21 protein-coding genes are annotated in these 19,429 nt (G+C 70.0%); 1 reads left to right on the top strand and 20 read right to left on the bottom strand.

The features are described 5' to 3' along the window. On the bottom strand, positions 1-244 hold a 244-nt coding region (locus Q7L73_RS12950), incomplete at its 3' end, for a hypothetical protein (RefSeq protein WP_304715569.1). 63 nt (positions 245-307) lie between these two features. Between Q7L73_RS12950 and Q7L73_RS12945 the strand changes: the two genes are divergently transcribed. Next, positions 308-1,240, top strand: coding sequence for a cytochrome c oxidase assembly protein (locus Q7L73_RS12945; RefSeq protein WP_304691425.1), 933 nt, complete (start codon positions 308-310; stop codon positions 1,238-1,240). A gap of 33 nt (positions 1,241-1,273) precedes the next feature. Here Q7L73_RS12945 and Q7L73_RS12940 read toward each other — a convergent pair whose 3' ends face one another. From Q7L73_RS12940 to Q7L73_RS12850, 19 genes are all read right to left on the bottom strand, one after another. After that, positions 1,274-2,263, bottom strand: coding sequence for an NDP-sugar synthase (locus Q7L73_RS12940; RefSeq protein WP_304691423.1), 990 nt, complete (start codon positions 2,261-2,263; stop codon positions 1,274-1,276). A gap of 12 nt (positions 2,264-2,275) precedes the next feature. Then, positions 2,276-2,734 (bottom strand): Rrf2 family transcriptional regulator, encoded by a 459-nt coding sequence (locus Q7L73_RS12935; protein WP_304691421.1) that lies wholly within the window; start codon positions 2,732-2,734, stop codon positions 2,276-2,278. 36 nt (positions 2,735-2,770) lie between these two features. Next, positions 2,771-4,075, bottom strand: a complete 1,305-nt coding sequence (locus tag Q7L73_RS12930; protein ID WP_304691431.1) for an adenosylhomocysteinase — start codon at positions 4,073-4,075, stop codon at positions 2,771-2,773. Further along, a complete protein-coding gene (ahcY, locus tag Q7L73_RS12925; protein WP_304691419.1) occupies positions 4,062-5,513 on the bottom strand; it encodes an adenosylhomocysteinase in 1,452 nt (483 codons plus the stop codon). Before ahcY ends, Q7L73_RS12930 begins: the two co-directional genes overlap by 14 nt. Next, complete coding sequence (locus Q7L73_RS12920; protein WP_304691418.1) at positions 5,510-5,914, bottom strand: MerR family transcriptional regulator; 405 nt, start codon at positions 5,912-5,914, stop codon at positions 5,510-5,512. Before Q7L73_RS12920 ends, ahcY begins: the two co-directional genes overlap by 4 nt. A 76-nt stretch (positions 5,915-5,990) precedes the next feature. Continuing rightward, positions 5,991-7,040, bottom strand: a complete 1,050-nt coding sequence (locus tag Q7L73_RS12915) for a bifunctional phosphoglucose/phosphomannose isomerase (protein WP_304691417.1) — start codon at positions 7,038-7,040, stop codon at positions 5,991-5,993. Next, positions 7,037-8,137, bottom strand: coding sequence for an NDP-sugar synthase (locus tag Q7L73_RS12910; protein WP_304691416.1), 1,101 nt, complete (start codon positions 8,135-8,137; stop codon positions 7,037-7,039). Before Q7L73_RS12910 ends, Q7L73_RS12915 begins: the two co-directional genes overlap by 4 nt. A 16-nt stretch (positions 8,138-8,153) precedes the next feature. Continuing rightward, positions 8,154-9,452, bottom strand: coding sequence for a UDP-glucose/GDP-mannose dehydrogenase family protein (locus Q7L73_RS12905; protein WP_304691414.1), 1,299 nt, complete (start codon positions 9,450-9,452; stop codon positions 8,154-8,156). Positions 9,453-9,478: 26 nt separating this feature from the next. Continuing rightward, entirely contained in the window at positions 9,479-11,047 is a 1,569-nt protein-coding gene (locus tag Q7L73_RS12900) for an LCP family protein (protein ID WP_304691413.1), read from the bottom strand. Beyond that, positions 11,044-12,183 carry a M20 family metallopeptidase gene (locus Q7L73_RS12895; RefSeq protein WP_304691411.1) on the bottom strand — a complete coding sequence of 380 codons (1,140 nt, stop codon included), beginning with the start codon at positions 12,181-12,183 and terminating at the stop codon, positions 11,044-11,046. The genes Q7L73_RS12900 and Q7L73_RS12895 overlap by 4 nt, the downstream gene beginning before the upstream one ends. A gap of 108 nt (positions 12,184-12,291) precedes the next feature. After that, on the bottom strand, positions 12,292-12,708 hold the full coding sequence (gene atpC, locus Q7L73_RS12890; protein ID WP_304691409.1) for an ATP synthase F1 subunit epsilon: 417 nt from the start codon (positions 12,706-12,708) through the stop codon (positions 12,292-12,294). A gap of 9 nt (positions 12,709-12,717) precedes the next feature. Beyond that, positions 12,718-14,124 (bottom strand): F0F1 ATP synthase subunit beta, encoded by a 1,407-nt coding sequence (atpD, locus tag Q7L73_RS12885; RefSeq protein WP_304691408.1) that lies wholly within the window; start codon positions 14,122-14,124, stop codon positions 12,718-12,720. 30 nt (positions 14,125-14,154) lie between these two features. Further along, entirely contained in the window at positions 14,155-15,054 is a 900-nt protein-coding gene (gene atpG / locus Q7L73_RS12880; RefSeq protein ID WP_304691406.1) for an ATP synthase F1 subunit gamma, read from the bottom strand. A 40-nt stretch (positions 15,055-15,094) separates the two neighbouring features. Beyond that, a complete protein-coding gene (gene atpA / locus Q7L73_RS12875; protein WP_304691405.1) occupies positions 15,095-16,681 on the bottom strand; it encodes a F0F1 ATP synthase subunit alpha in 1,587 nt (528 codons plus the stop codon). 31 nt (positions 16,682-16,712) lie between these two features. Next, positions 16,713-17,243, bottom strand: coding sequence for an ATP synthase F1 subunit delta (gene atpH, locus Q7L73_RS12870; RefSeq protein WP_304691403.1), 531 nt, complete (start codon positions 17,241-17,243; stop codon positions 16,713-16,715). Between the two features lie 6 nt (positions 17,244-17,249). Then, on the bottom strand, positions 17,250-17,837 hold the full coding sequence (atpF, locus tag Q7L73_RS12865) for a F0F1 ATP synthase subunit B (RefSeq protein WP_304691402.1): 588 nt from the start codon (positions 17,835-17,837) through the stop codon (positions 17,250-17,252). A 4-nt stretch (positions 17,838-17,841) separates the two neighbouring features. After that, positions 17,842-18,120, bottom strand: coding sequence for an ATP synthase F0 subunit C (gene atpE / locus Q7L73_RS12860; RefSeq protein WP_304691401.1), 279 nt, complete (start codon positions 18,118-18,120; stop codon positions 17,842-17,844). Positions 18,121-18,133: 13 nt separating this feature from the next. Beyond that, the gene (gene atpB / locus Q7L73_RS12855; RefSeq protein ID WP_304691399.1) at positions 18,134-19,057 is read right to left on the bottom strand and encodes a F0F1 ATP synthase subunit A; all 924 of its coding nucleotides are present in this window, start codon (positions 19,055-19,057) and stop codon (positions 18,134-18,136) included. Further along, positions 19,054-19,419: a hypothetical protein gene (locus tag Q7L73_RS12850; RefSeq protein WP_304691398.1), complete on the bottom strand. Its 366-nt coding sequence runs from the start codon at positions 19,417-19,419 to the stop codon at positions 19,054-19,056. The genes atpB and Q7L73_RS12850 overlap by 4 nt, the downstream gene beginning before the upstream one ends. Between the last annotated feature and the right edge of the window lie 10 nt (positions 19,420-19,429).

Genomic DNA, 19,429 nt, shown 5'->3' with positions numbered 1-19,429 from the left:
AGGCCGGCGGCGCGAGCGCGGCCAGCAGCTCGTCGCGGGCGCGCAGCAGCAGGTCCGCGGCACGCTCGCGCGCGGCGGGCGGCGGCGCATCCGAGGCGGCTGGCGGGCGCGGGGCGGGCGGCGGCGCATCCGAGACGGCTGGCGGGCGCGGGGCGGGCGGCGGCGCATCCGAGGCGGCTGGCGGGCGCGGGGCCGCGGCGGGCGGGCGCGCGCCAGAGGCGGCTGGCGGGCGGCGAGATGCCATCCCGATCAGCGTCGCGCAGTTCGCTGTGCCGTCGCAACCGCATGACTGCGACAATCGACGCGCATGTCTCCGGACGCATCGTGGAATTTCGCGCCGGGCGTCGTGATCGCGCTGCTGACCTACGCCGCGGTCTACGTCTGGCGCTGGCGCCAGTGCCGCACCCCTGACGAGCCGCATCCGCCAGAGGTCTGGCGCCTGCTCGTCTTCCTGCTCGGGATCGCGATCCTCGCGATCGCGCTGATGTCGCCGGTCGACACGCTCGGCGAGCAGATCCTCGCGATGCACATGGTCCAGCACATGCTGCTGCTCGACGTCGCGCCGATCCTGATCATCCTCGGCTTCACGAAGGTGCTGCTGCGGCCGGCGACGCGCTGGATCCACAAGGTCGAGACGCGCGTCTGGCTGCTGGCCGCGCCGATCTTCGCCGTCTTCTTCTACACGGCCGCGATGTGGGTCTGGCACATCCCGGCGCTCTACAACGCCGCCGCCGAGCACAGCGGCGTGCACGTGCTCGAGCACCTCACCTTCAGCACCGCCGGCTTCCTCTACTGGTGGCACCTGCTGTCGCCGGTCTCGACGCGCCTGCGCCGCGACGGCATGACGCCGATCGTCTACATGCTCAGCACGAAGGTGACGGTCGGCTTCCTCGGCATCCTGCTGACGTTCGCGCCCGAGGCGATCTACGAGTTCTACGAGAACCAGCCCGAGTTCTGGGGCCTCTCGCCGACCAGCGACCAGGCGCTCGCCGGCGCGATCATGGCGATCGAGCAGGCGGTCGTGATGGGGATCGCGATCGCCTTCCTGTTCGTGCGGATGCTGAACGAGGCCGACAAGGCCGACGTCCGCGCCGAGCGCTTCGCCGACCGCGAGGCGCAGAAGGCGGCGCAGACCGCGTCCCGCGAGGCGGTGACGCCGGGCGAGATAGGCTCGCCGCACGAGATCGCCGCCGCGCGCGAGGCGGCGGCGCGCGCCGCCGCGAAGCCCGCCGCCGACTGAGGCCCGAGCGGCGGGCTGAACGTGCGCCGGCGGCTACTGCCGCGGGCGCAGACGGTCGACGATGCCGGTGCTGCCGGCGATCGCGCCGATCAGGATGCCGCCCGGCGTGATCTCGGTGCCGGGCAGCACGACCGCGTCCTTCAGCGCCGCGCCGTCGCCGATCGTGGCGCCGTCGCCGATCACGAGCGGGCCCTGCAGGCGCACGCCGTCGCCGATCTTGACGTCGCGGCCGATCCAGACCGGCGGCTCGATCAGCGTCGCGCCGTCGAGCGTCGTGCCCTCGCCGGCGACGACGTCCTCGGCGATCGGCTCGCCCTCGACCTCGAGGTGCAGCTCGCCGCGCATCGCGTCGAAGGTGCCGTCCTTCAGCTCAGCCAGCGAGCCGACGTCGTTCCAGTACTCGTCGATCTCGTGGATGTGGAACGGCACGTCCTGCGCCAGCAGCGCAGGGAAGACGTCGTTGGCCCAGTCGACGAACCGCCTGTCGGGGAAGTAGTCGAAGATCTTCGGGTCGAACAGGTAGATGCCGCAGTTGCCGAGGTCCGACAGCGCCTCCTCCGGCGCCGGCTTCTCCTGGAAGCCGGTGATGCGGCCCTGGTCGTCGTGCAGCACGACGCCGAACTGGCTCGTGTCGGCGACCCGCTTGACGGCGAGCGTCGCGACGCCGCCGGCCTCCTTGTGGCGCGCGACGAAGGCCGACAGGTCGATGTCGGTGAGCGCGTCGCCGGAGATCACGAGAAAGATGTCTTCGCCGAAGAAGTCGGCGCAGTTGCGCACGCCGCCGGCGGTGCCGAGCAGCTCCGGCTCCTCGCGGTAGACGATCCGGTCGCCGAAGTACTGGCGGATCGTGTCCGGGAAGTAGTGCAGGTTGGCGACGATCTCGTCGTAACCGTGACGCTCGAGCAGATCGACGATGTGCGCCATGACGGGCCGGTCGAGGACCGGGACCATCGGCTTCGGGATCTCGTACGTGAGCGGGCGGAGGCGCGTACCGAGCCCCGCTGCGAGGACCATGGCTTTCATCGCTGCGTGAGGCTAGCGGGTCAGCCAGGCGTCGGGGTCCGAGGTGCGCGATCTCACAGCCTCGGGCAGCGCCCCGGCGGCGAGGTCGGCGAGCGTCACGTGCTCCAGCACGTCGCGCAGACTGGCGCGGACGGCGACCCAGACGTCCCGCAGCGGCTCGGCGGTGCCGTCGAAGGCGAGCTTCTCGGGGCGCTCCCCCGCGACCGCGGCCAGCGGCCCGTCGATCGCGCGGATGACGTCGGCGACGGTGATCTGGTCGGCCGGCTCGGCGAGCCGGTAGCCGCCCTCGGCGCCGCGTCTGGAGATGACGATCCCACCCTGGCGCATCTGCACGAGGATGTTCTCGAGGAAGCGCAGCGGTATCCCCTGCGCCTGCGCGATCCGTTCGCTCTTGAGCGGGTGCTCGTCGGTGACCGCGGCCAGCTCCACAGCGGCGCGGACGGCGTAGTCGGTCTTCGCGGAGATGCGCACCGGGCCAATTGTGTACGACCGGCCGGTCGCGTGCGGCTACGTCCCGATCTCCCAGGAGGTGAGGTAGCGGCGCTGCTCGTCGGTCAGCTCGTCGATCTCGACGCCGAGCGAGGCGAGCGTGAGGCGCGCGATCTCGTGGTCGAGCGCGCGCGGGACCTCCAGCACGCGCGGCTGCAGCCGGTCGGCGTTGCGGACGAGGTACTCGGCCGCGAGCGCCTGGTTGGCGAAGGCGACGTCCATCACCGCGGCCGGGTGGCCCTCGGCGGCGGCGAGGTTGACGACGCGGCCCTGCGCCAGCAGGTGCAGGCGGCGGCCGTCGGCGGTGACGAACTGCTCGACGTGCTCGCGCACGAGCTGCGATCTGGGCGCGACCGCGCGCAGGTCGGCGAGGCTCAGCTCGACGTCGAAGTGGCCGGCGTTGCAGAGCAGCGCGCCGTCGCGCATCAGCTCGTAGTGCTCGCGCCGCACGACGTCGCGGTTGCCGGTGGCGGTGATGAAGACGTCGCCCTTGGCGGCGGCGGCGAGCGCGGCCGCGACCTCGAAGCCGTCCAGCTTCGCCTCCAGCGCGCGCAGCGGATCGACCTCGCAGACGACGACCTGGCTGCCGGCGCCGCGGGCGCGCAGGGCGATCCCGCGGCCGGTCCAGCCGTAGCCGAAGACGACCACGACGCGGCCGGCGAGCAGCGTGTTGGTCGCGCGCAGGATGCCGTCGAGCGTCGACTGGCCGGTGCCGTAACGGTCGTCGAAGAAGCGCTTGGTCTGAGCGGCGCCGACGGCGACCACGGGGAAGCCGAGCTTGCCCTCGGCCTCCAGCGCGCGCAGCCGCAGCACGCCGCTGGTCGTCTCCTCCGTGCCGCCGACGATCTCGCTCAGCAGCTCGGTGCGACGGCTGTGGAGGACCGAGATGACGTCGGCGCCATCGTCCATCGTGACGTGCGGCCTGGTGTCGACGACCCGCTCGATGTGGTCGTAGTAGGTCGCCATGTCCTCGCCCTGGATCGCGTGGACGGAGATCCCGGCGCGCTCGACGAGCGCGGCGGCGACGTCGTCCTGCGTCGAGAGCGGGTTGGAGGCGCACAGCGCGACCTCGGCGCCGCCGGCGCTGAGCGTGCGCACGAGCCCGGCCGTCTCGGTCGTGACGTGGTGACAGACGGCGATCCGCACGCCCTCCAGCGGCCGCTCGCGCTCGAACCGCTGGCGGATCGAGCGCAGCACGGGCATGCGCGCGTCAGCCCACTCGACGCGCGCCTGACCGACCTCGGCGAGGCCGAGGTCGGCTACGTCATGGTGCGGCGGCGCCGGGGCGCCGCCGCGCTTCTGGGGTGGCTTAGTACCGGTAATGGTCGGGCTTGTAGGGGCCGTCGACCGGGACGCCGATGTAGGCGGCCTGCTCGTCGCTGAGCGTCGTCAGCTTGACGCCGAGCGCGTCGAGGTGGAGGCGGGCGACCTTCTCGTCGAGGTGCTTGGGCAGCACGTAGACGCGCTTCTCGTACTCGCCCGGCTTCGTGAACAGCTCGATCTGGGCGATCGTCTGGTTCGTGAACGAGTTCGACATCACGAACGACGGGTGGCCGGTCGCGTTGCCGAGGTTCAGCAGGCGGCCCTCGGACAGCATGATGATCGTGTGGCCATCCGGGAAGCGCCACTCGTCGACCTGCGGCTTGACCGTCTCGCGGACGATGCCGTCGTACTTCGTCAGGCCGGCGATGTCGATCTCGTTGTCGAAGTGGCCGATGTTGCCGACGATCGCCTGGTGCTTCATCTTCGCCATGTCGGCGACGGTGATGATGTCCTTGTTGCCCGTCGTCGTGATGAAGATGTCGGCGCTGCCGACGACGTCGGCGAGCGTCGCGACCTCGTAGCCCTGCATCGCGGCCTGGAGCGCGCAGATCGGGTCGATCTCGGTGACGATGACGCGCGCGCCCTGGCCGCGGAGCGACTCGGCGCAGCCCTTGCCGACGTCGCCGAAGCCGCAGACGACGGCGACCTTGCCGCCGATCATCACGTCGGTCGCGCGGTTGATGCCGTCGATCAGCGAGTGACGGCAGCCGTAGAGGTTGTCGAACTTCGACTTCGTGACCGAGTCGTTGACGTTGATCGCCGGGAACAGCAGCGTGCCGGCCTCGGTCATCTCGTAGAGACGGTGGACGCCGGTCGTCGTCTCCTCGGTGACGCCTCTGATGCCCTCGCCGATCTTCGTCCACTTCTGCGGGTCGGCCGCGACCGACTTCTGCAGCAGCGTGAGGAAGACCTGGAACTCCTCGGACTCGCCGGTCGAGGGGTCCGGCACGGCGCCGGCGGCCTCGAACTCGGTGCCCTTGTGGACGAGCATCGTGGCGTCGCCGCCGTCGTCGAGGATCATGTTCGGGCCGTCCTCGCCGGGCCACGTGAGGGCCTGCTCGGTGCACCACCAGTACTCCTCCAGCGTCTCGCCCTTCCAGGCGAAGACGGGGATGCCCTTGGGATCCTCGGGCGTGCCCTCCGGACCGACGGCGACGGCGGCCGCGGCGTGGTCCTGGGTGCTGAAGATGTTGCAGGAGACCCAGCGGACCTCGGCGCCGAGAGCAGTCAGCGTCTCGATCAGGACGGCGGTCTGGATCGTCATGTGGAGCGAGCCCATGATGCGCGCGCCCTTGAGCGGCTGCGTCGCGGCGAACTCCTTGCGGATCGACATCAGGCCGGGCATCTCGTGCTCGGCGAGGTCGATCTCCTTGCGGCCGAAGGCGGCCAGCGAGAGGTCGGCGACCTTGAAGTCGTGCTGCGTGGACGTGGCGGTCATCCGATGGTTCCTCCGGTTGGGTCTGCGGTGGTGGCGGGTTGGGCGGCGGCGGCCGCGAGCAGCTTCTGGTGCTTGTCCTGCTCCCAGCTGAGCCAGTCGTCGCCGGCGACGTCGTCTGGCTTGGCGGGCTCGGCGCTGAGCCACTCCTCGACCTCGCCGCGCAGCTGCGCGTCCTGGCCAAGGCGAAGCGCGAAGACGACGTCCGAGAGGCCGAGATCGAAGCGCTGGAGCAGCTCCTTCAGCGTCCGCAGGCGCTGCAGCTCGGCAGCGCCGTAGAGGCGGTAGCCGGACGCCGAGCGCGCGGGAACGACGAGACCGCTGCGCTCGATGTAGCGCAGCATGCGGGGCGACCAGCCGGTCGTCTCCGCGGACTCGTGGATCGTCAGCGCGTCCGTCGTCATCGGCGGCGCCCAACCTTACCAGAGGTGTGTCAAGGTTTTGGGCGGGGCGGCGCGCAGCCGCCCCGCGATGACGGCCTCAGCCGCCGGCCAGCACCGTCTTGAGCCGTTCGATCGCGTCGACCGGCGTCGGGTCGATCCCGCGCAGGACGGCGACGTAGAGCGACACGAGATCGCCCAGCAGGACGAGCGAGACGAGCCGCTCGGTGCGCGTCTCGCCGCGCCCCTCGACGCGGTAGGAGGCGGCCGCGGTGGGGCTGATCAGGCCGCGCGTCAGCTCGATCCGCTGGCGGATCCGCGGGTGCAGGTCGGAGTCGTCGAGGAAGACGGCGCTGAAGCGGCCAAGCTCCGCCGCGCCCTGCCAGCCGACCAGCTCGTTGTGGTTCAGCTCCGGCAGCTCGGTCGCGAACGCCGGCGTCTTGCCGTTCTCGTTCAGCTGCGTCTTCCAGCGATAGGCGATCGGCGCCGTCAGGCCGGCGCCGGCGATCTGCGGGATCGTGCCGTGCAGGCCGCGCGCGATCTCCTTCGCGAGCGAGTCCTCGGCGCCGTCGGGCCCCCACTCCTGCACGAGCGACTCGATGTGCGCGGCGGCGACGTCGATCTCCGAGCGCAGCGACTCGGCGGCGCCGCTGAGGGCGGCGACCTCGAGCGCGATCACGAGCATGTAGCCGACCGCGACGCGCGGCTGGAACATCCCCGGCAGCGGGATCACCGGCACGCCGTCCTCGCGCGCGGCGGCGGCGAGCTTGCCGCCGGTCGTCGCGACGATCCGCTGCGCGCCGATCACGCCGGCCGCCTCGTAGGCGGCGAGCGTCTCCTCCGTGTTGCCGGAGTAGCTGGCGCAGAGGACGGTCGACTCGTCGGTCGTCCAGGCCGGCAGCCCGTAGTCGCGCGCGATCGCGATCGGACGCGAGGCGCGGTCGCCGAGGACGGCGCGCGCGAGCGCGCCGCCGATCGCAGAGCCGCCCATGCCGGCGACGATGAAGCCGCCGCGCGAGTCGTGCGGGGTCAGTCTCGCCGACTCGACCCGCCACAGCGCGTCGCGCAGGTGGTCGGGCAGCCCGAGCACGTCGTCGACCTGCTTGCTGGCGTCGACCGCCTCGACGGCGGCACGGCTGAGATCGCTCAAAACTTGATCGCTCCGTCAGGAAGGGACACGTTCGGGAACAGCCGCGCGCCGGCGGCGAGGTGGTTCTCTCTGCCGAGCACGACGCCCTCGCCGAGCACGACGCCCTCGCCGATGCGGCAGTGCGGGCCGAGCTGGGCGCCGGGGCCGACGATCGCGTGCGTGATGCTCGTGCCCGCGCCGACGACCGCGCCGTCGAGCACGACCGCGCCGTCGACGTGCGCGCCGGGGCCGATCTCGACGTTGCGGCCGAGCACGGTGCGGCCGCTGACGAGCGCGCCTCTGGCGATCCTCACGCCGGCGCCGACGAAGGCCGGACCGACGACGCGGCCGTGCACCTCGGCGTCGGGCGCGAGCGCGACGTTGCGGCTGTCGTAGCCGTCCGGGACCGGCGTCTTGACGGCGCCGTCGAGGATGTCGTGCGTCGCCTCGAGGTAGCGCTGCGGCGTGCCGATGTCGAGCCAGTAGCCGCTCGACGTGTAGCCGTAGAGGCCGTCGTCGACCAGCCGCGGGAAGACCTCGCGCTCGATCGAGACGTTGCGGCCGGCCGGCACCTCGTCGAGCACCGAGCGCTCCAGCACGTAGGCGCCGGCGTTGACGAGGTCGGTGTCGATCTGGTCCGGGCTCGGCTTCTCGAGGAAGGCGCAGACGCTGTCGTCGTCGTTGAGTCTGACGAGGCCGTAGGCCGACGGGTCGTCGACCGCGATCAGCGCCAGCGTCAGCGCCGCCTTCGTCGCCTCGTGCTGCGCCAGCTGCTCGGTCAGGTCTATGTCGGTCAGCACGTCGCCGTTGAGGATCAGCACGCGCTCGTCCAGCAGCGACTCGGCGAACTTGATCGCGCCGCCGGTGCCGAGCGGTCTCGGCTCCTCGACGTAGCGCAGCCTGACGCCGTAGGCGCTGCCGTCGCCGAGCACGTTGCGGACGCCCGAGGCGAGGAAGCCGCAGGAGATGACGACGTCGTCGACGCCGTGCCCGCGCAGCCAGTCGAGCATGAACGCCACGAACGGCCGGTCGACGAGCGGCACGACCGGCTTCGGCACCGTCGCGGTCAGCGGCCGCAGCCGCGTCCCCTCGCCGCCCGCCAGGATCAGAGCCTGCACGTCAGCACCACCTCGCTCAGCCGCCTCGCCCGACGCCCTCGTAGACGAACCCCGCAGCGCGGACCGTCTGCGGGTCGAGATGGTTGCGGCCGTCGATCACGACCGCGCCGGCGACGCGCTCGCGCGCGGAGGCCCAGTCGATCTCGGCGAACTCCGGCCACTCGGTCACGAGCACGACCGCGTCGGCGCCGTCGAGCGCGCCGAGCGCCGACTCGGCGAACTCGACGCCGTGCATCAGCTTGCGCGCCTCCTCCTCGGCCAGCGGGTCGTAGGCGGCGACGATCGCGCCCTCGCCCTGCAGCCGCGAGGAGAGCACCAGCGAGGAGGCCTCGCGCATGTCGTCGGTGTTCGCCTTGAAGGCGAGCCCGAGCAGCGCGATGCGCTTGCCGACGAGCGTGCCGAGGTGCTTCTGCAGCTTTCTGATCACGCGCCGCTTCTGCAGCTCGTTGACCTCGATCACCGCGTTGAGGAGCTGGAAGTGGTAGCCGGAGTTGCCGGCCAGCAGCTTCAGCGCGCTGACGTCCTTCGGGAAGCAGGAGCCGCCGTAGCCGATGCCGGGGCGCAGGAACTTCGCGCCGATGCGCTCGTCGAGGCCCATGCCGCGCGCGACCTCCTCGACGTCGGCGCCGGTCTCCTCGCAGACGTTGGCGATCTCGTTGATGAACGAGATCTTCGTCGCGAGGAAGGCGTTGGAGGCGAGCTTGACCATCTCGGCGCTGCGCACGTCGGTGCGCACGAGCGGCGCGCCGAGCGGCGCGTAGAGGTCGGCGACCGCCTGGCCGGCCCAGTCGCCGTCGTCGCCGACGACGACGCGGTCCGGGTGGCGGAAGTCCTCCAGCGCAGAGCCCTCCTTGAGGAACTCGGGGCAGGAGACGTAGCGGAAGCCGCCCTTGCCGCGCTCGGCGAAGGCGCGCTTGATCGACTCGCCGGTGCCGACCGGGACGGTCGACTTCATCACCAGCGCGTGGCGGTCGGAGACCGGCATCGCGTCGACGACGGCGTGGACGGCGGAGAGGTCGGCGTCGCCGGAGTAGGTCGGCGGCGTGCCGACGGCGACGAAGAGCAGGCGCGCGTGCTCCAGCGCCGGCGCCAGCTCCGTCGAGAAGTGGAGGCGCTCTCTGTTGGCGGCGATCGACTCGGCCAGACCGGGCTCGTAGATCGGGATCTCGCCGCGATTGAGGCGCTCGATCTTGGCGGCGTCGATGTCGACGCACCAGACGTCGTTCCCGAGTTCTGCGAAGCCGGCGGCCGTCACCAGTCCGACGTAGCCGGTGCCGATCACGGCGATCGGTTCGCGCTGCTGTTCCTGGTTCATGCGGCGGCGAAGCCTACTAGGCGGGCTCACCTGCCGCCGAGGCGCGTGAGCGACCCGGCGATCGCGAGCATCTGATCGTTGGAGAGTCTCTTCTCGAGCGTGTTCGAGATCCAGTAGACGGCCTGCGGCGTTCTCCACGCGACCAGGCGCAGTCTTCTGCCGTCGTAGTACAGGTCGAGCTTCTTGCCGTTGATCGTGCGGTGGTCCGACGAGGGGTTGTTGAGGATCGGCGGATTCTTCCAGGTCGTCCCCTGGACGCCCATGTAGTTGCCCGGATCGCCGTAGCTGACGACGAGGCGGTAGGACTGCTTCATCTTGCCGTCCGGCGCCTTCGTCTTGTACTTGATCGGGTAGCCGCCCTCGGCGCCCGTGTTCGGCGTCATGTAGCCGGCCGAGTTGGGCAGGTAGCGCGGGTAGTAGACGGGGAAGTTCATCGGCCCGAGCTGGATCGTGTAGTCCTTGCCCGTCTGCGTCATGTCGTAGAGGCCGAGGCTCTCCGGCGTCGGCGCCGACGGCGATCTCGCCGCTCGGGAGCGTCTGCCTCTGCCCTTCTTGCCGCCGCCGCTTCTCTGCTGCCTGGGCGGCGCCGGCGCGGCGTCCGGGTGCAGGAACTCCTCGCGCACGCGCGCGATCTCGCTCTCGCCCGCCTCGACGTAGGAGGCGCCGTCGCTGCCGGTCGTGTAGGTCGGCGTGATCGCGACCTGCTGGATCGGCTTGCTGGCCGAGAAGGCGACCAGCTGCGCGAGCTGGATCAGCGCCGAGGCCGACTGCAGGTCCTTGTCGGTCTGCATCCGTCTGCCGATGATCTTCGTCAGCTTGTGCGGGTCGTTGACGAAGTCGTTGGCGTCGTACTGCGAGCGGATCTGGCGCAGGAAGTCCTGCTGGCGCGCGCCGCGCACGAGGTCGGAGTCGGTGTGGCGGTAGCGGACGTAGTCGAGCGCTCTCGTGCCGCACATCATCTGGTAGCCGGGATTGATGTTGATCTCGGCGTACTGCTGCGAGGCGGCCAGACCGATGTTCGAGTGGTAGTAGCGCTGGTCGACGTCGACGTAGACGCAGCCGATCGCGTCGATCGCCTCGCGGAAGCCTCTGAAGTTGATGTTGGCTATGTGGTTGATCGGGATTCTGAAGAGCGTTCTGATGACCTCGGCCGTCAGCGCCTCTCCCCCGACCGTGTACGTCTCGTTGATCTTCGCCGGCCCGTGCACGAGCCCCTGGGCGTCGGTGTACGTGACTCTCAGGTCGCGCGGTATCGACAGGACCGTCGTCGCGGCCGCGTCGGGATCGATCCGCACGAGCATCATCGTGTCCGAGCGCGCGTCTCTTCTGGCCGCGTCGTAGCGGTGGTCGGAGCCGATCAGCAGGATCGTCTGCGGATCGCCGACGTCGGCGCGCGTGATCACTCTCTCGGCGCCTCTGATCGTGCCGCCGGCCTTCAGGTCGTCGACGAACTTCTGCACGTTCAGCAGGCCGGCCGTCGCCGTCGCGCCCGCCGTCAGGACGATGATCAGCACGGCCGCGAACAGGAAGCGCAGCCAGGTGCCGGTCCGCGCGCGGCGCGGGAAGTCGTCGTCCTCGTAGGGGTCGTAGCTCATGCGAGTCCTCCCTCGATGGCGTGCAACCCGCCGCCGGGCTCCGTGTTGCGGTCCTGCTGCAGCCAGGCGGGCAGCGTGCGGACGAAGTCAGCGAGCGCGGTGCGGTAGCGCGTCAGCGAGGAGAGCGAGACCCACTCGTCGGGGCCGTGGTGGCCGGCGCCGCTGGGACCGAACTCGATCGCCGGTATCCCGGCCTCCAGGAACGAGACGGCGTCGGAGGCGCCGTCGCGGCCGACCGAGACGGCCTCGTCGTCGAGCGTGCGCGCGATCGCGTCACGCAGCGCGCGCACGTACGGGTTCGTGCGCGAGACGTGCGCCGGCGGCCGCGTCAGCGTCGGCTCGACCGTGACGCCCTCCATCGCGCGGATCTGGGCGAGGATCGCGCCGGGGTCCTGGCCGGGCAGGTAGCGCACGTCGACGACCATCTCGCAGTGGTCGGGCACCTTGTTGAAGGCGTCGCCGCCGGCGATCCGGCCGAGGTTGATCGAGGGGCGGTCGAACAGCTCCGAGGACTCGCGCGAGAACGGCAGCGCCTCGATCCGGCGGAAGACGTCGAACGCCTTCAGCACGGCGCTGTCGCCGAGCCACGGGGTCGAGCCGTGGGCCGAGCGGCCGGCGACGTCGATCCGCATCGCCAGCACGCCCTTCGCCTGGATGCCGATGTGCAGGTCGGTCGGCTCGCCGGTGATCGCGAAGTCGCCTCTGAGCCCGGCCGCGACGACCTCGTCGGTCGAGCGCGCGTCGACGTCCTCGGACTCCTCGTCGGGCACGCAGAGGAAGCGGACGCAGACCTCGCGCTGGTCGGCGCAGTCCTTCAGCGCGCACATCATCGACGCGAGGCCGCCCTTCATGTCGTAGGCGCCGCGCCCGATCAGGCGGTCGCCCTCGACCTTCGGCACGTACTGCGACTCCAGTCCCGGCACGACGTCGAGATGACCGTGGAAGATCACCGTCGGCGCGTCGGCGGGCCCGACCTCGGCGGTCAGCACCGGCAGGCCGTTGTGGGCCTGCTCGCGCACCTCGATGTCGCGCGCCTCCAGCCAGCCGCGCACGAACGCGGCCGCAGCCGCGAGCTCTTCGGCGCGCGACGTGTCGTACGTGATGAGGCGTTCGGCAAGCGCGCGTTCGTCGACCACGGTCGATCCAGGATAGAGATCGCGCAGGACCAGCCCGCTTCCGAGACGACGAAGGGCCCGCTCGGCGACGAGCGGGCCCTCCGGGCAGTCGGTGCTGCGCGCGGCTCGCTAGGAGCCGGAGGCGATCCGCTGGAAGGCCTCCCAGCGGCGCTTGTCGCGCGCGGCGAGGCGCTGCTCCTCGGAGTGGGCGTCCGCTCTCGCGTACGCCTCCTCCGCGGCCCGCAGCTTCTCGCTGAGGTCGGCCGTGTCGAGCTGCGCCGGCTCGTGCGCTTCCTCGACGAGGATCAGCACGCCGCCGTCCTCGGCGACCTGCAGATAGCCCTCGCCCTGCGCGAGCGTGACGATCTCGCTCTCGCTGCGGTAGAGCCGCAGCTCCGCCGGGTCGAGCATCGCGAGCAGCGGCTGGTGCTTGGCGAGGATGCCGATCGACCCCTCGACCGTCTTGGTCGCGATCATCTCGACCTCGTCGTTGAAGACCTCACCCTCGGGGGTGAGGACCTCGACCTTGAAGGTGGTGCGGGCCACGGCTCGTCCCTAGCCCTGCTTCGCGGCCTCGACGACGTCGTCGATCGTGCCCTTGAGCAGGAAGACGCGCTCGGGCAGGTCGTCGTGCTTGCCCTCGATGATCTCCTTGAAGCCGCGGATCGTCTCGGCGATCGGCACGTAGGAGCCCGGCAGGCCCGTGAACTGCTCGGCGACGTGGAACGGCTGCGAGAGGAAGCGCTCGACCTTGCGGGCACGCTGGACGATGACCTTGTCCTCGTCCGACAGCTCGTCGATGCCGAGGATGGCGATGATGTCCTGCAGCTCCTTGTAGCGCTGCAGGATCTCCTTCACCTGGTTGGCGACCTCGTAGTGCTCCTCGCCGAGGATGTCCGGCTTGAGGATCGTCGAGGTCGAGTCGAGCGGGTCGACGGCCGGGTAGATGCCCTTCTCCGAGATCGACCGCGAGAGCACGGTCGTCGCGTTGAGGTGGGCGAACACCGAGGCCGGCGCCGGGTCGGTGAGGTCGTCGGCGGGGACGTAGACGGCCTGCACCGAGGTGACCGAGCCCTGACGGGTCGAGGTGATGCGCTCCTGCAGCTGGCCCATCTCCGACTCCAGCGTCGGCTGGTAGCCGACCTGCGACGGCATGCGGCCGAGGAGGGCGGAGACCTCCGAGCCGGCCTGCACGAAGCGGAAGATGTTGTCGATGAAGAGCAGCACGTCCTGGCCCTGATCGCGGAAGTACTCCGCCATCGTCAGGCCCGACAGCGCGACGCGCATGCGCGCGCCCGGAGGCTCGTTCATCTGGCCGAAGACGAGCATCGTCTTGTCGATCGTGCCCGACTCCTTCATCTCGAGCCAGAGATCGTTGCCCTCGCGGGAACGCTCGCCGACGCCGCAGAAGGCCGACAGGCCGCCGTGCTCGCGCGCGAGGTTGTCGATCAGCTCCTGGATGAGGACGGTCTTGCCGACGCCGGCGCCGCCGAACAGGCCGACCTTGCCGCCCTTGGCGTACGGCGCGAGCAGGTCGATGACCTTGATGCCGGTCTCGAACATCTCGGTCGTCGGCGTCAGCTCCTCGACCTTCGGGGCCGGCGCGTGGATCGGACGGCGCTCGTCGGCCTCGACGTCGGGGCCGAGGTCGATCGGCTCGCCGAGCACGTTGAAGATGCGGCCGAGCGTCGCGCGACCGACCGGGACCGTGATCGGGCCGCCGGTGTCGCGCACCTGGACGCCGCGGGCGAGGCCGTCGGTCGAGTCCATCGCCACCGCGCGGACGCGGTCGTCGCCGAGGTGCTGCTGCACCTCGCAGACGAGGACGCCGCCCTCGACGTCGATCTCGATCGCGTTGTTGATGTGCGGCAGCTGATCAGGGAAGACGGCCTCGATGACGACGCCCTGGATCTCCTCGATCCGCCCCACGTTCTTGTTCTGGGTCTCTGCGGTGGCTGACATTGGTTTCGGGTTCTCCTTGAGCGTCACTGGCTAGCCGAGCGCCTCGGCGCCCGCGACGACTTCCATGATCTCCTGCGTGATCTCGGCCTGACGGGCGCGGTTCATCTCGAGCGTGAGGTCGTCGATGATCTCGCCGGCGTTGTCGGAGGCGCTGCGCATGGCGGTCATGCGCGCGCCCAGCTCCGAGGCGGTCGACTCGAGCAGTGCGCGGAAGATCGAGATCTCGACGTAGTCCGGCACGAGCCGCTCGAGGATCTCCTCCGGCTCCGGCTCGTAGTCGACGAGCGCGTGCGCGTTGCTCTCGCCGGCCGCGTGCGCGTCGTCTTCGTGCGCGTCGAGAATCGTCGCCTTCTGCAGCGGCAGCAGCGTCTCGCGGCGGACCTCCTGCGACATCGGCGAGATGTAGCCGTTGTAGAGGATCTCGACGCGGTCGACCTTGCCGTCGACGTAGGCGGCCGTCAGCGCGTGCGAGATCTCGCGCGCGTTGGCGTACGACGGGCGCTCCGTGAAGCCGGTGAAGGCCTGCTCGGGAGCGCGGTTGCGGAAGGTCAGCGACGAGAGGCCGCGGCGACCGGTCGCGTAGTAGACGACCTCGCGGCCGCCGGCGACATGGTCGTCGCCGGCTCTGATCCCGGCGCGGATGATCTGCGAGTTGAAGGCGCCGGCGAGACCGCGGTCGGCGGTCACCAGCAGCAGCGCGACGCGCTCCTCCTGCTCGCGATCGGCGAGGATCGGCAGCGCCGGCACGTCGCCGGCCGCCTCCGCCGCCTGCCGTGTCATGCGGCGGATCGCCCCTGCGTACGGGCGCAGGGCGGCGATCCGCGTCTCGGCGCGCCGCAGGCGCGCCGCCGCGACCATCTCCATCGCGCGGGTGATCTTCTGGATGTTCTTGACCGACGCGATGCGGTTCTTGACGTCTCGCTGAGCCATGGTGGGTTGCGGGTCGGTTCTGGTCGCGCGTGAGGCGCGATCAGACCGCCGCGGCCTCCTGCTCGCGCTTCGGGGCGGCCGGGGCCGCGTTCTCCAGCGGCTGGCCCTCCTCGTCGAGGTCGTAGCCGAAGTCGCTCGCGAACGACTCGACCAGCGCGTGGACGCCCTTCTCGGTCTCCTCGGACCAGTCGCCGCCCGCGATCTTCGTGCGCAGCTCGCCGGCCTCGGAGTGCGCGCGACGGGTCAGGTCGACGAGGAACTTCTCGACCTTGTCGACGGCGATGCGGTCGAGGAAGCCGTTGGTGGCGGCGTACAGCTGGATGACCTGGTCCTCGACGGCGAGCGGCGAGCGCTCGTTCTGGTTCAGCGTGCGCACGAGCCGGTTGCCGCGCGCGAGCGTCTTCTGCGTGTCGGCGTCGAGGTCGGAGCCGAACTGCGCGAACGCCTCCAGCTCGCGGAACTGCGACAGCTCGAGCTTGATCTTGCCGGCGACCTTCTTCATCGGCTTGATCTGCGCGTTGCCGCCGACGCGGGAGACGGAGATGCCGACGTTGATCGCCGGGCGGACGCCCGAGAAGAACAGCTTCGGCTCGAGGAAGATCTGACCGTCGGTGATCGAGATCACGTTGGTCGGGATGTAGGCCGAGACGTCGCCGCCCTGCGTCTCGATGATCGGCAGCGCCGTCATCGAGCCGCCGCCGAGCTCGTCGTTGAGCTTGACCGAGCGCTCCAGCAGGCGCGAGTGGAGGTAGAAGACGTCGCCCGGGTACGCCTCGCGGCCCGGCGGGCGGCGCAGCAGGAGCGACATCTGGCGGTAGGCGTAGGCGTGCTTGGTGAGGTCGTCGTAGACCGCCAGCGCGTGTCTGCCCTTGTAGAGGAAGTACTCCGCCATCGCGGCGCCGGCGTACGGCGCCATGAACTTGATCGGAGCGGCCTCGTCAGCGGCGGCGGCGACGATGATCGTCGAGTCGAGCGCGCCGTTCTCGGCGAGCGTCTCGGCGATGCCGACGACGGTCGCCAGGCGCTGGCCGATCGCCACGTAGACCGAGACGACGCCCGAGTCCTTGTTGTTGATGATCGTGTCGATCGCGATCGCCGTCTTGCCCGTCTGGCGGTCGCCGATGATCAGCTCGCGCTGGCCGCGGCCGATCGGGATCATCGCGTCGACGGCCTTGAGGCCGGTCTGCATCGGCTCGGTGACCGGCTGGCGCTGGACGACGCCGGGAGCCTTGAACTCGGCCGGGCGCGTCTCGCTCGTGACGATGTCGCCCTTGCCGTCGAGCGGGTTGCCGAGCGGGTCGACGATGCGGCCCAGGAGGGCCTCGCCGACCGGGATCTCGAGCAGTCTGCCGGTCCGCTTGACCGTGTCGCCCTCAACGATCGTCTGCCAGTCGCCGAACAGCACGACGCCGACGTTGTCGGACTCGAGGTTGAGCGCGAGGCCGGTGACGTCGTTGGGGAGATCGAGCATCTCGAACGACATGCAGTTCTCGAGCCCGTGCACGCGGGCGATGCCGTCCGCGACGGACAGAACGGTGCCGACCTCGGTCAGGTCGGCGCTGCCGCTGTCGAGGCCCTCGATGCGGCTCTTCAGAATGGAGGTGATCTCGTCGGGCTTGATCTGCATGGTGGGGTTCTTTGGCTCCTAGGGCGGGCGGTTACGCCTGCGCGACGTGCTTGCGAAGTTGGTCCAGGCGGTGCTTGATCGAGGCGTCGAGGATCTGGTTCCCGACCCGCAGGACGATGCCGCCGAGGATCGACGGATCGACCTTGCTCGTCAGCTCGACGCGCTGGCCGGTCTGCTCGCCGATGCGGTCGCCGAGGTTCTTGACGGTCGCCTCGTCGAGGTCGATCGCGCTGGTGACCTCGACGGGCAGCAGCTTGTTCTCCTCGTCCCAGAGCCGCTCGTACTCCGCACGGATGCGATAGATCGCAGGCATGCGGTGACGCTCGAGCAGCGTCTCGAGGAAGTTGAGGAACGTCGTGTCGGCGCCCTCGACCGATCTGCGCAGGCCGTCCTTCTTCTCCTCCGTCGAGAAATACGGGGAGAAGAAGAAGACCGCGAGATCGCGGTTCTGCTCGAGCGCGTCGGTGAACTGGCCGAGCTGCTCGCGCACGTCGTCGAGCTTGCCGTGCTCCTTGGCAACCTCGAACAGCGCGCGCGAGTAGACCTGGGCGATCTCTTCCATGGTGACCTAGTTCCGCCGATCGCCGGACAGAGCGCTGAAGTCGAGCTCCGCCAGCGCCTCCTCGACGAGCCGCTTCTGGTCGTCGGGGTTGAGCGTCTTCTTCGTGACCTTCTCGGTCGCCTGGACGGTGAGGTCGGCGACCTCGCGGCGGATCTCCTGGATCGCGCGCTGCGTCTCGGCCTGGATGTCGCGCTTGGTCTGCTCGAGCAGGTCCTCGCGCTTCTCCTTCGCCGCGTCGAGCGCCTCGCGCTCGGCGACCTCGCCGGCACGCTCCGCCTTGGCGACGATCTCGTCGGCCTGGGCGCGCGCCTCGGCCAGCCGCTGGCGGTACTCGGCCAGCAGCTCGTCGGCCTCCTGACGCGTGCGCTCGGCGGCGTCGATCGAGTCCTCGATCTGCGTCTGGCGCTGGTCGAGGATTCTGGTGATCTGGGGCCACGCGTACTTGCGCAGCACCAGCATCGCGACGACGAACGCCAGCAGCGTCCAGATCATCAGGCCGGGGACGACTCTGACGAGCGGGTTCAGCCCGTCGTCCTCGGTCGACGTGGCGGCCAGGACGAGGGGCGCCGCGATGGTGTCGATGGCGGCGAACATGGGATCAGACGAAGAAGGCGATGAGGCCGGCGATGAACCCGTAGAAGACGGTCGCCTCGGTGAGCGCGAAGCCGAGCCACTGGATCGACTGGATGTCGTTTCTCAGCTCGGGCTGACGCGACACAGCCTCGATCGTCTTGCCGAAGATGAAGCCGAGGCCGATGCCCGTACCGAGCGCGGCGAGGCCGGTGCCGAGGCCGAGGCCGATCGCGCGGCCGGCCGTCTCGCCAGTGGCGGTGGCGGCGTCGACGGCGGCCTGTGCGGTGATCAGGATCAGGTCCACTTGCGGGTTCTCCTTAGTGTTCCTCGGCGACGGCGCCGCCAAGGTAGATCGCGGTAAGAGTGCTGAAGATGAATGCCTGGAGCGTCGCGACCAGGCCAATCTCGAAGAGGAAGAAGACGACCGCCAGCGTGCCGGTCGAGACACCCAGGATCACCGAGCCGAAGACGCCCATCCCGAGCAGGACGACGAGGCCGCCCGCCATGAACAGGATCAGCAGGTGGCCGGCGAGGATGTTGGCGAACAGACGCAGTGAGAGCGAGATCAGGCGGACGAAGTGCGACAGCGCCTCGATCGCGAGGATCGGGCCGACCATGAAGCCCTCGACGCCCTTCGGGACCCAGCTGCGGACGTAGCCGAGCGGGCCGTGCACGCGGATGCCCTCGACGTGGTAGGAGATCCACACGACGAGCGCGAGCACGAGCGGGACCGAGATGTTGGCCGTCGCGGCGTAGAGCGCGAACGAGGGGATCTCGAGCCCGAAGAGGCTGAACTTCTCGTGCGTGTTCGTCGGCATCGGGATGTACCCGATCATGTTCGAGAACCAGATGAAGAGGAACAGCGTGGCGATGAAGGGGAACCACTTCGCCGCCATCTTCGAGTCCATGTTGCCGCGCGTGATGTTGTCGCGCATGAGGCCGAAGGCGCCCTCGAGCACGACCTGCAGGCGTCCGCTCGGGCGGGTCGCCATGCGGCGGGCGGCGTAGATCATCACGACGCAGGTGAGGATCGTCGCGACCACGACGTAGAAGACCGCCTTGTTGATCGACAGGTCCAGGCCGCCGATTCTGATCGAGATCCAGGGCGGGAGCGCGAACTCGTCAGACGGGTTGAGCGCGGGCTCGTCGGCGGCCGACGCCACTCCTGGCGCCAGCAGCAGGACGCCCACGAGCGTCGTCAGCGACGCCAGCAGCGAGCGGGGATGACTGCGCAGGTTCAAGAGGTTCGCTCCGAGTGGTTCTGCGGGGCACGCATGATGAGTGATATGGCGAGATAGACGGTGAAGACGGCGAGCGCGAGCACTGCGGCGGCGAGGCCGGCGTCGCGGTCGGCGATGCCGACGGCGAAGATCGTAAGGGCAAGCAGCCAAGAACGTCCGATCAACGAGCCGGCCATGAAGCCGAAGAAGCGTCTGGCGTCCTCTTCCTGGGCGGCTCGGCGCTCGAGAAACGCCTGCAGCGCCTTCTGCGCGATCCAGGCGATCGACGTCGCGGCCCAGCCCAGCAGGGGCAGTTCGGCGACGATGAAGACGGGCAGCGCGAGCAGCAGCAGGACGACGTCGAGTTGACGGAGGAGTTTCATCGGTCTCAGT

Origin of the sequence: Conexibacter sp. CPCC 205762, from assembly GCF_030646155.1 — a bacterium.
Lineage (GTDB): Bacteria > Actinomycetota > Thermoleophilia > Solirubrobacterales > Solirubrobacteraceae > Conexibacter.
This window is presented reverse-complemented; position numbering and strand designations above follow the sequence as displayed.

What these genes read in the sequence shown, in the direction of transcription:
- Q7L73_RS12945 (WP_304691425.1), top strand. Translation starts at nt 308, where the DNA reads ATGTCTCCGGACGCATCGTGGAATTTCGCGCCGGGCGTCGTGATCGCG.
- Q7L73_RS12940 (WP_304691423.1), bottom strand. Translation starts at nt 2,263, where the DNA reads ATGAAAGCCATGGTCCTCGCAGCGGGGCTCGGTACGCGCCTCCGCCCG.
- ahcY (WP_304691419.1), bottom strand. Translation starts at nt 5,513, where the DNA reads ATGACCGCCACGTCCACGCAGCACGACTTCAAGGTCGCCGACCTCTCG.
- Q7L73_RS12920 (WP_304691418.1), bottom strand. Translation starts at nt 5,914, where the DNA reads ATGACGACGGACGCGCTGACGATCCACGAGTCCGCGGAGACGACCGGC.
- Q7L73_RS12905 (WP_304691414.1), bottom strand. Translation starts at nt 9,452, where the DNA reads ATGAACCAGGAACAGCAGCGCGAACCGATCGCCGTGATCGGCACCGGC.
- Q7L73_RS12900 (WP_304691413.1), bottom strand. Translation starts at nt 11,047, where the DNA reads ATGAGCTACGACCCCTACGAGGACGACGACTTCCCGCGCCGCGCGCGG.
- atpD (WP_304691408.1), bottom strand. Translation starts at nt 14,124, where the DNA reads ATGTCAGCCACCGCAGAGACCCAGAACAAGAACGTGGGGCGGATCGAG.
- atpG (WP_304691406.1), bottom strand. Translation starts at nt 15,054, where the DNA reads ATGGCTCAGCGAGACGTCAAGAACCGCATCGCGTCGGTCAAGAACATC.
- atpA (WP_304691405.1), bottom strand. Translation starts at nt 16,681, where the DNA reads ATGCAGATCAAGCCCGACGAGATCACCTCCATTCTGAAGAGCCGCATC.
- atpH (WP_304691403.1), bottom strand. Translation starts at nt 17,243, where the DNA reads ATGGAAGAGATCGCCCAGGTCTACTCGCGCGCGCTGTTCGAGGTTGCC.
- atpF (WP_304691402.1), bottom strand. Translation starts at nt 17,837, where the DNA reads ATGTTCGCCGCCATCGACACCATCGCGGCGCCCCTCGTCCTGGCCGCC.
- Q7L73_RS12850 (WP_304691398.1), bottom strand. Translation starts at nt 19,419, where the DNA reads ATGAAACTCCTCCGTCAACTCGACGTCGTCCTGCTGCTGCTCGCGCTG.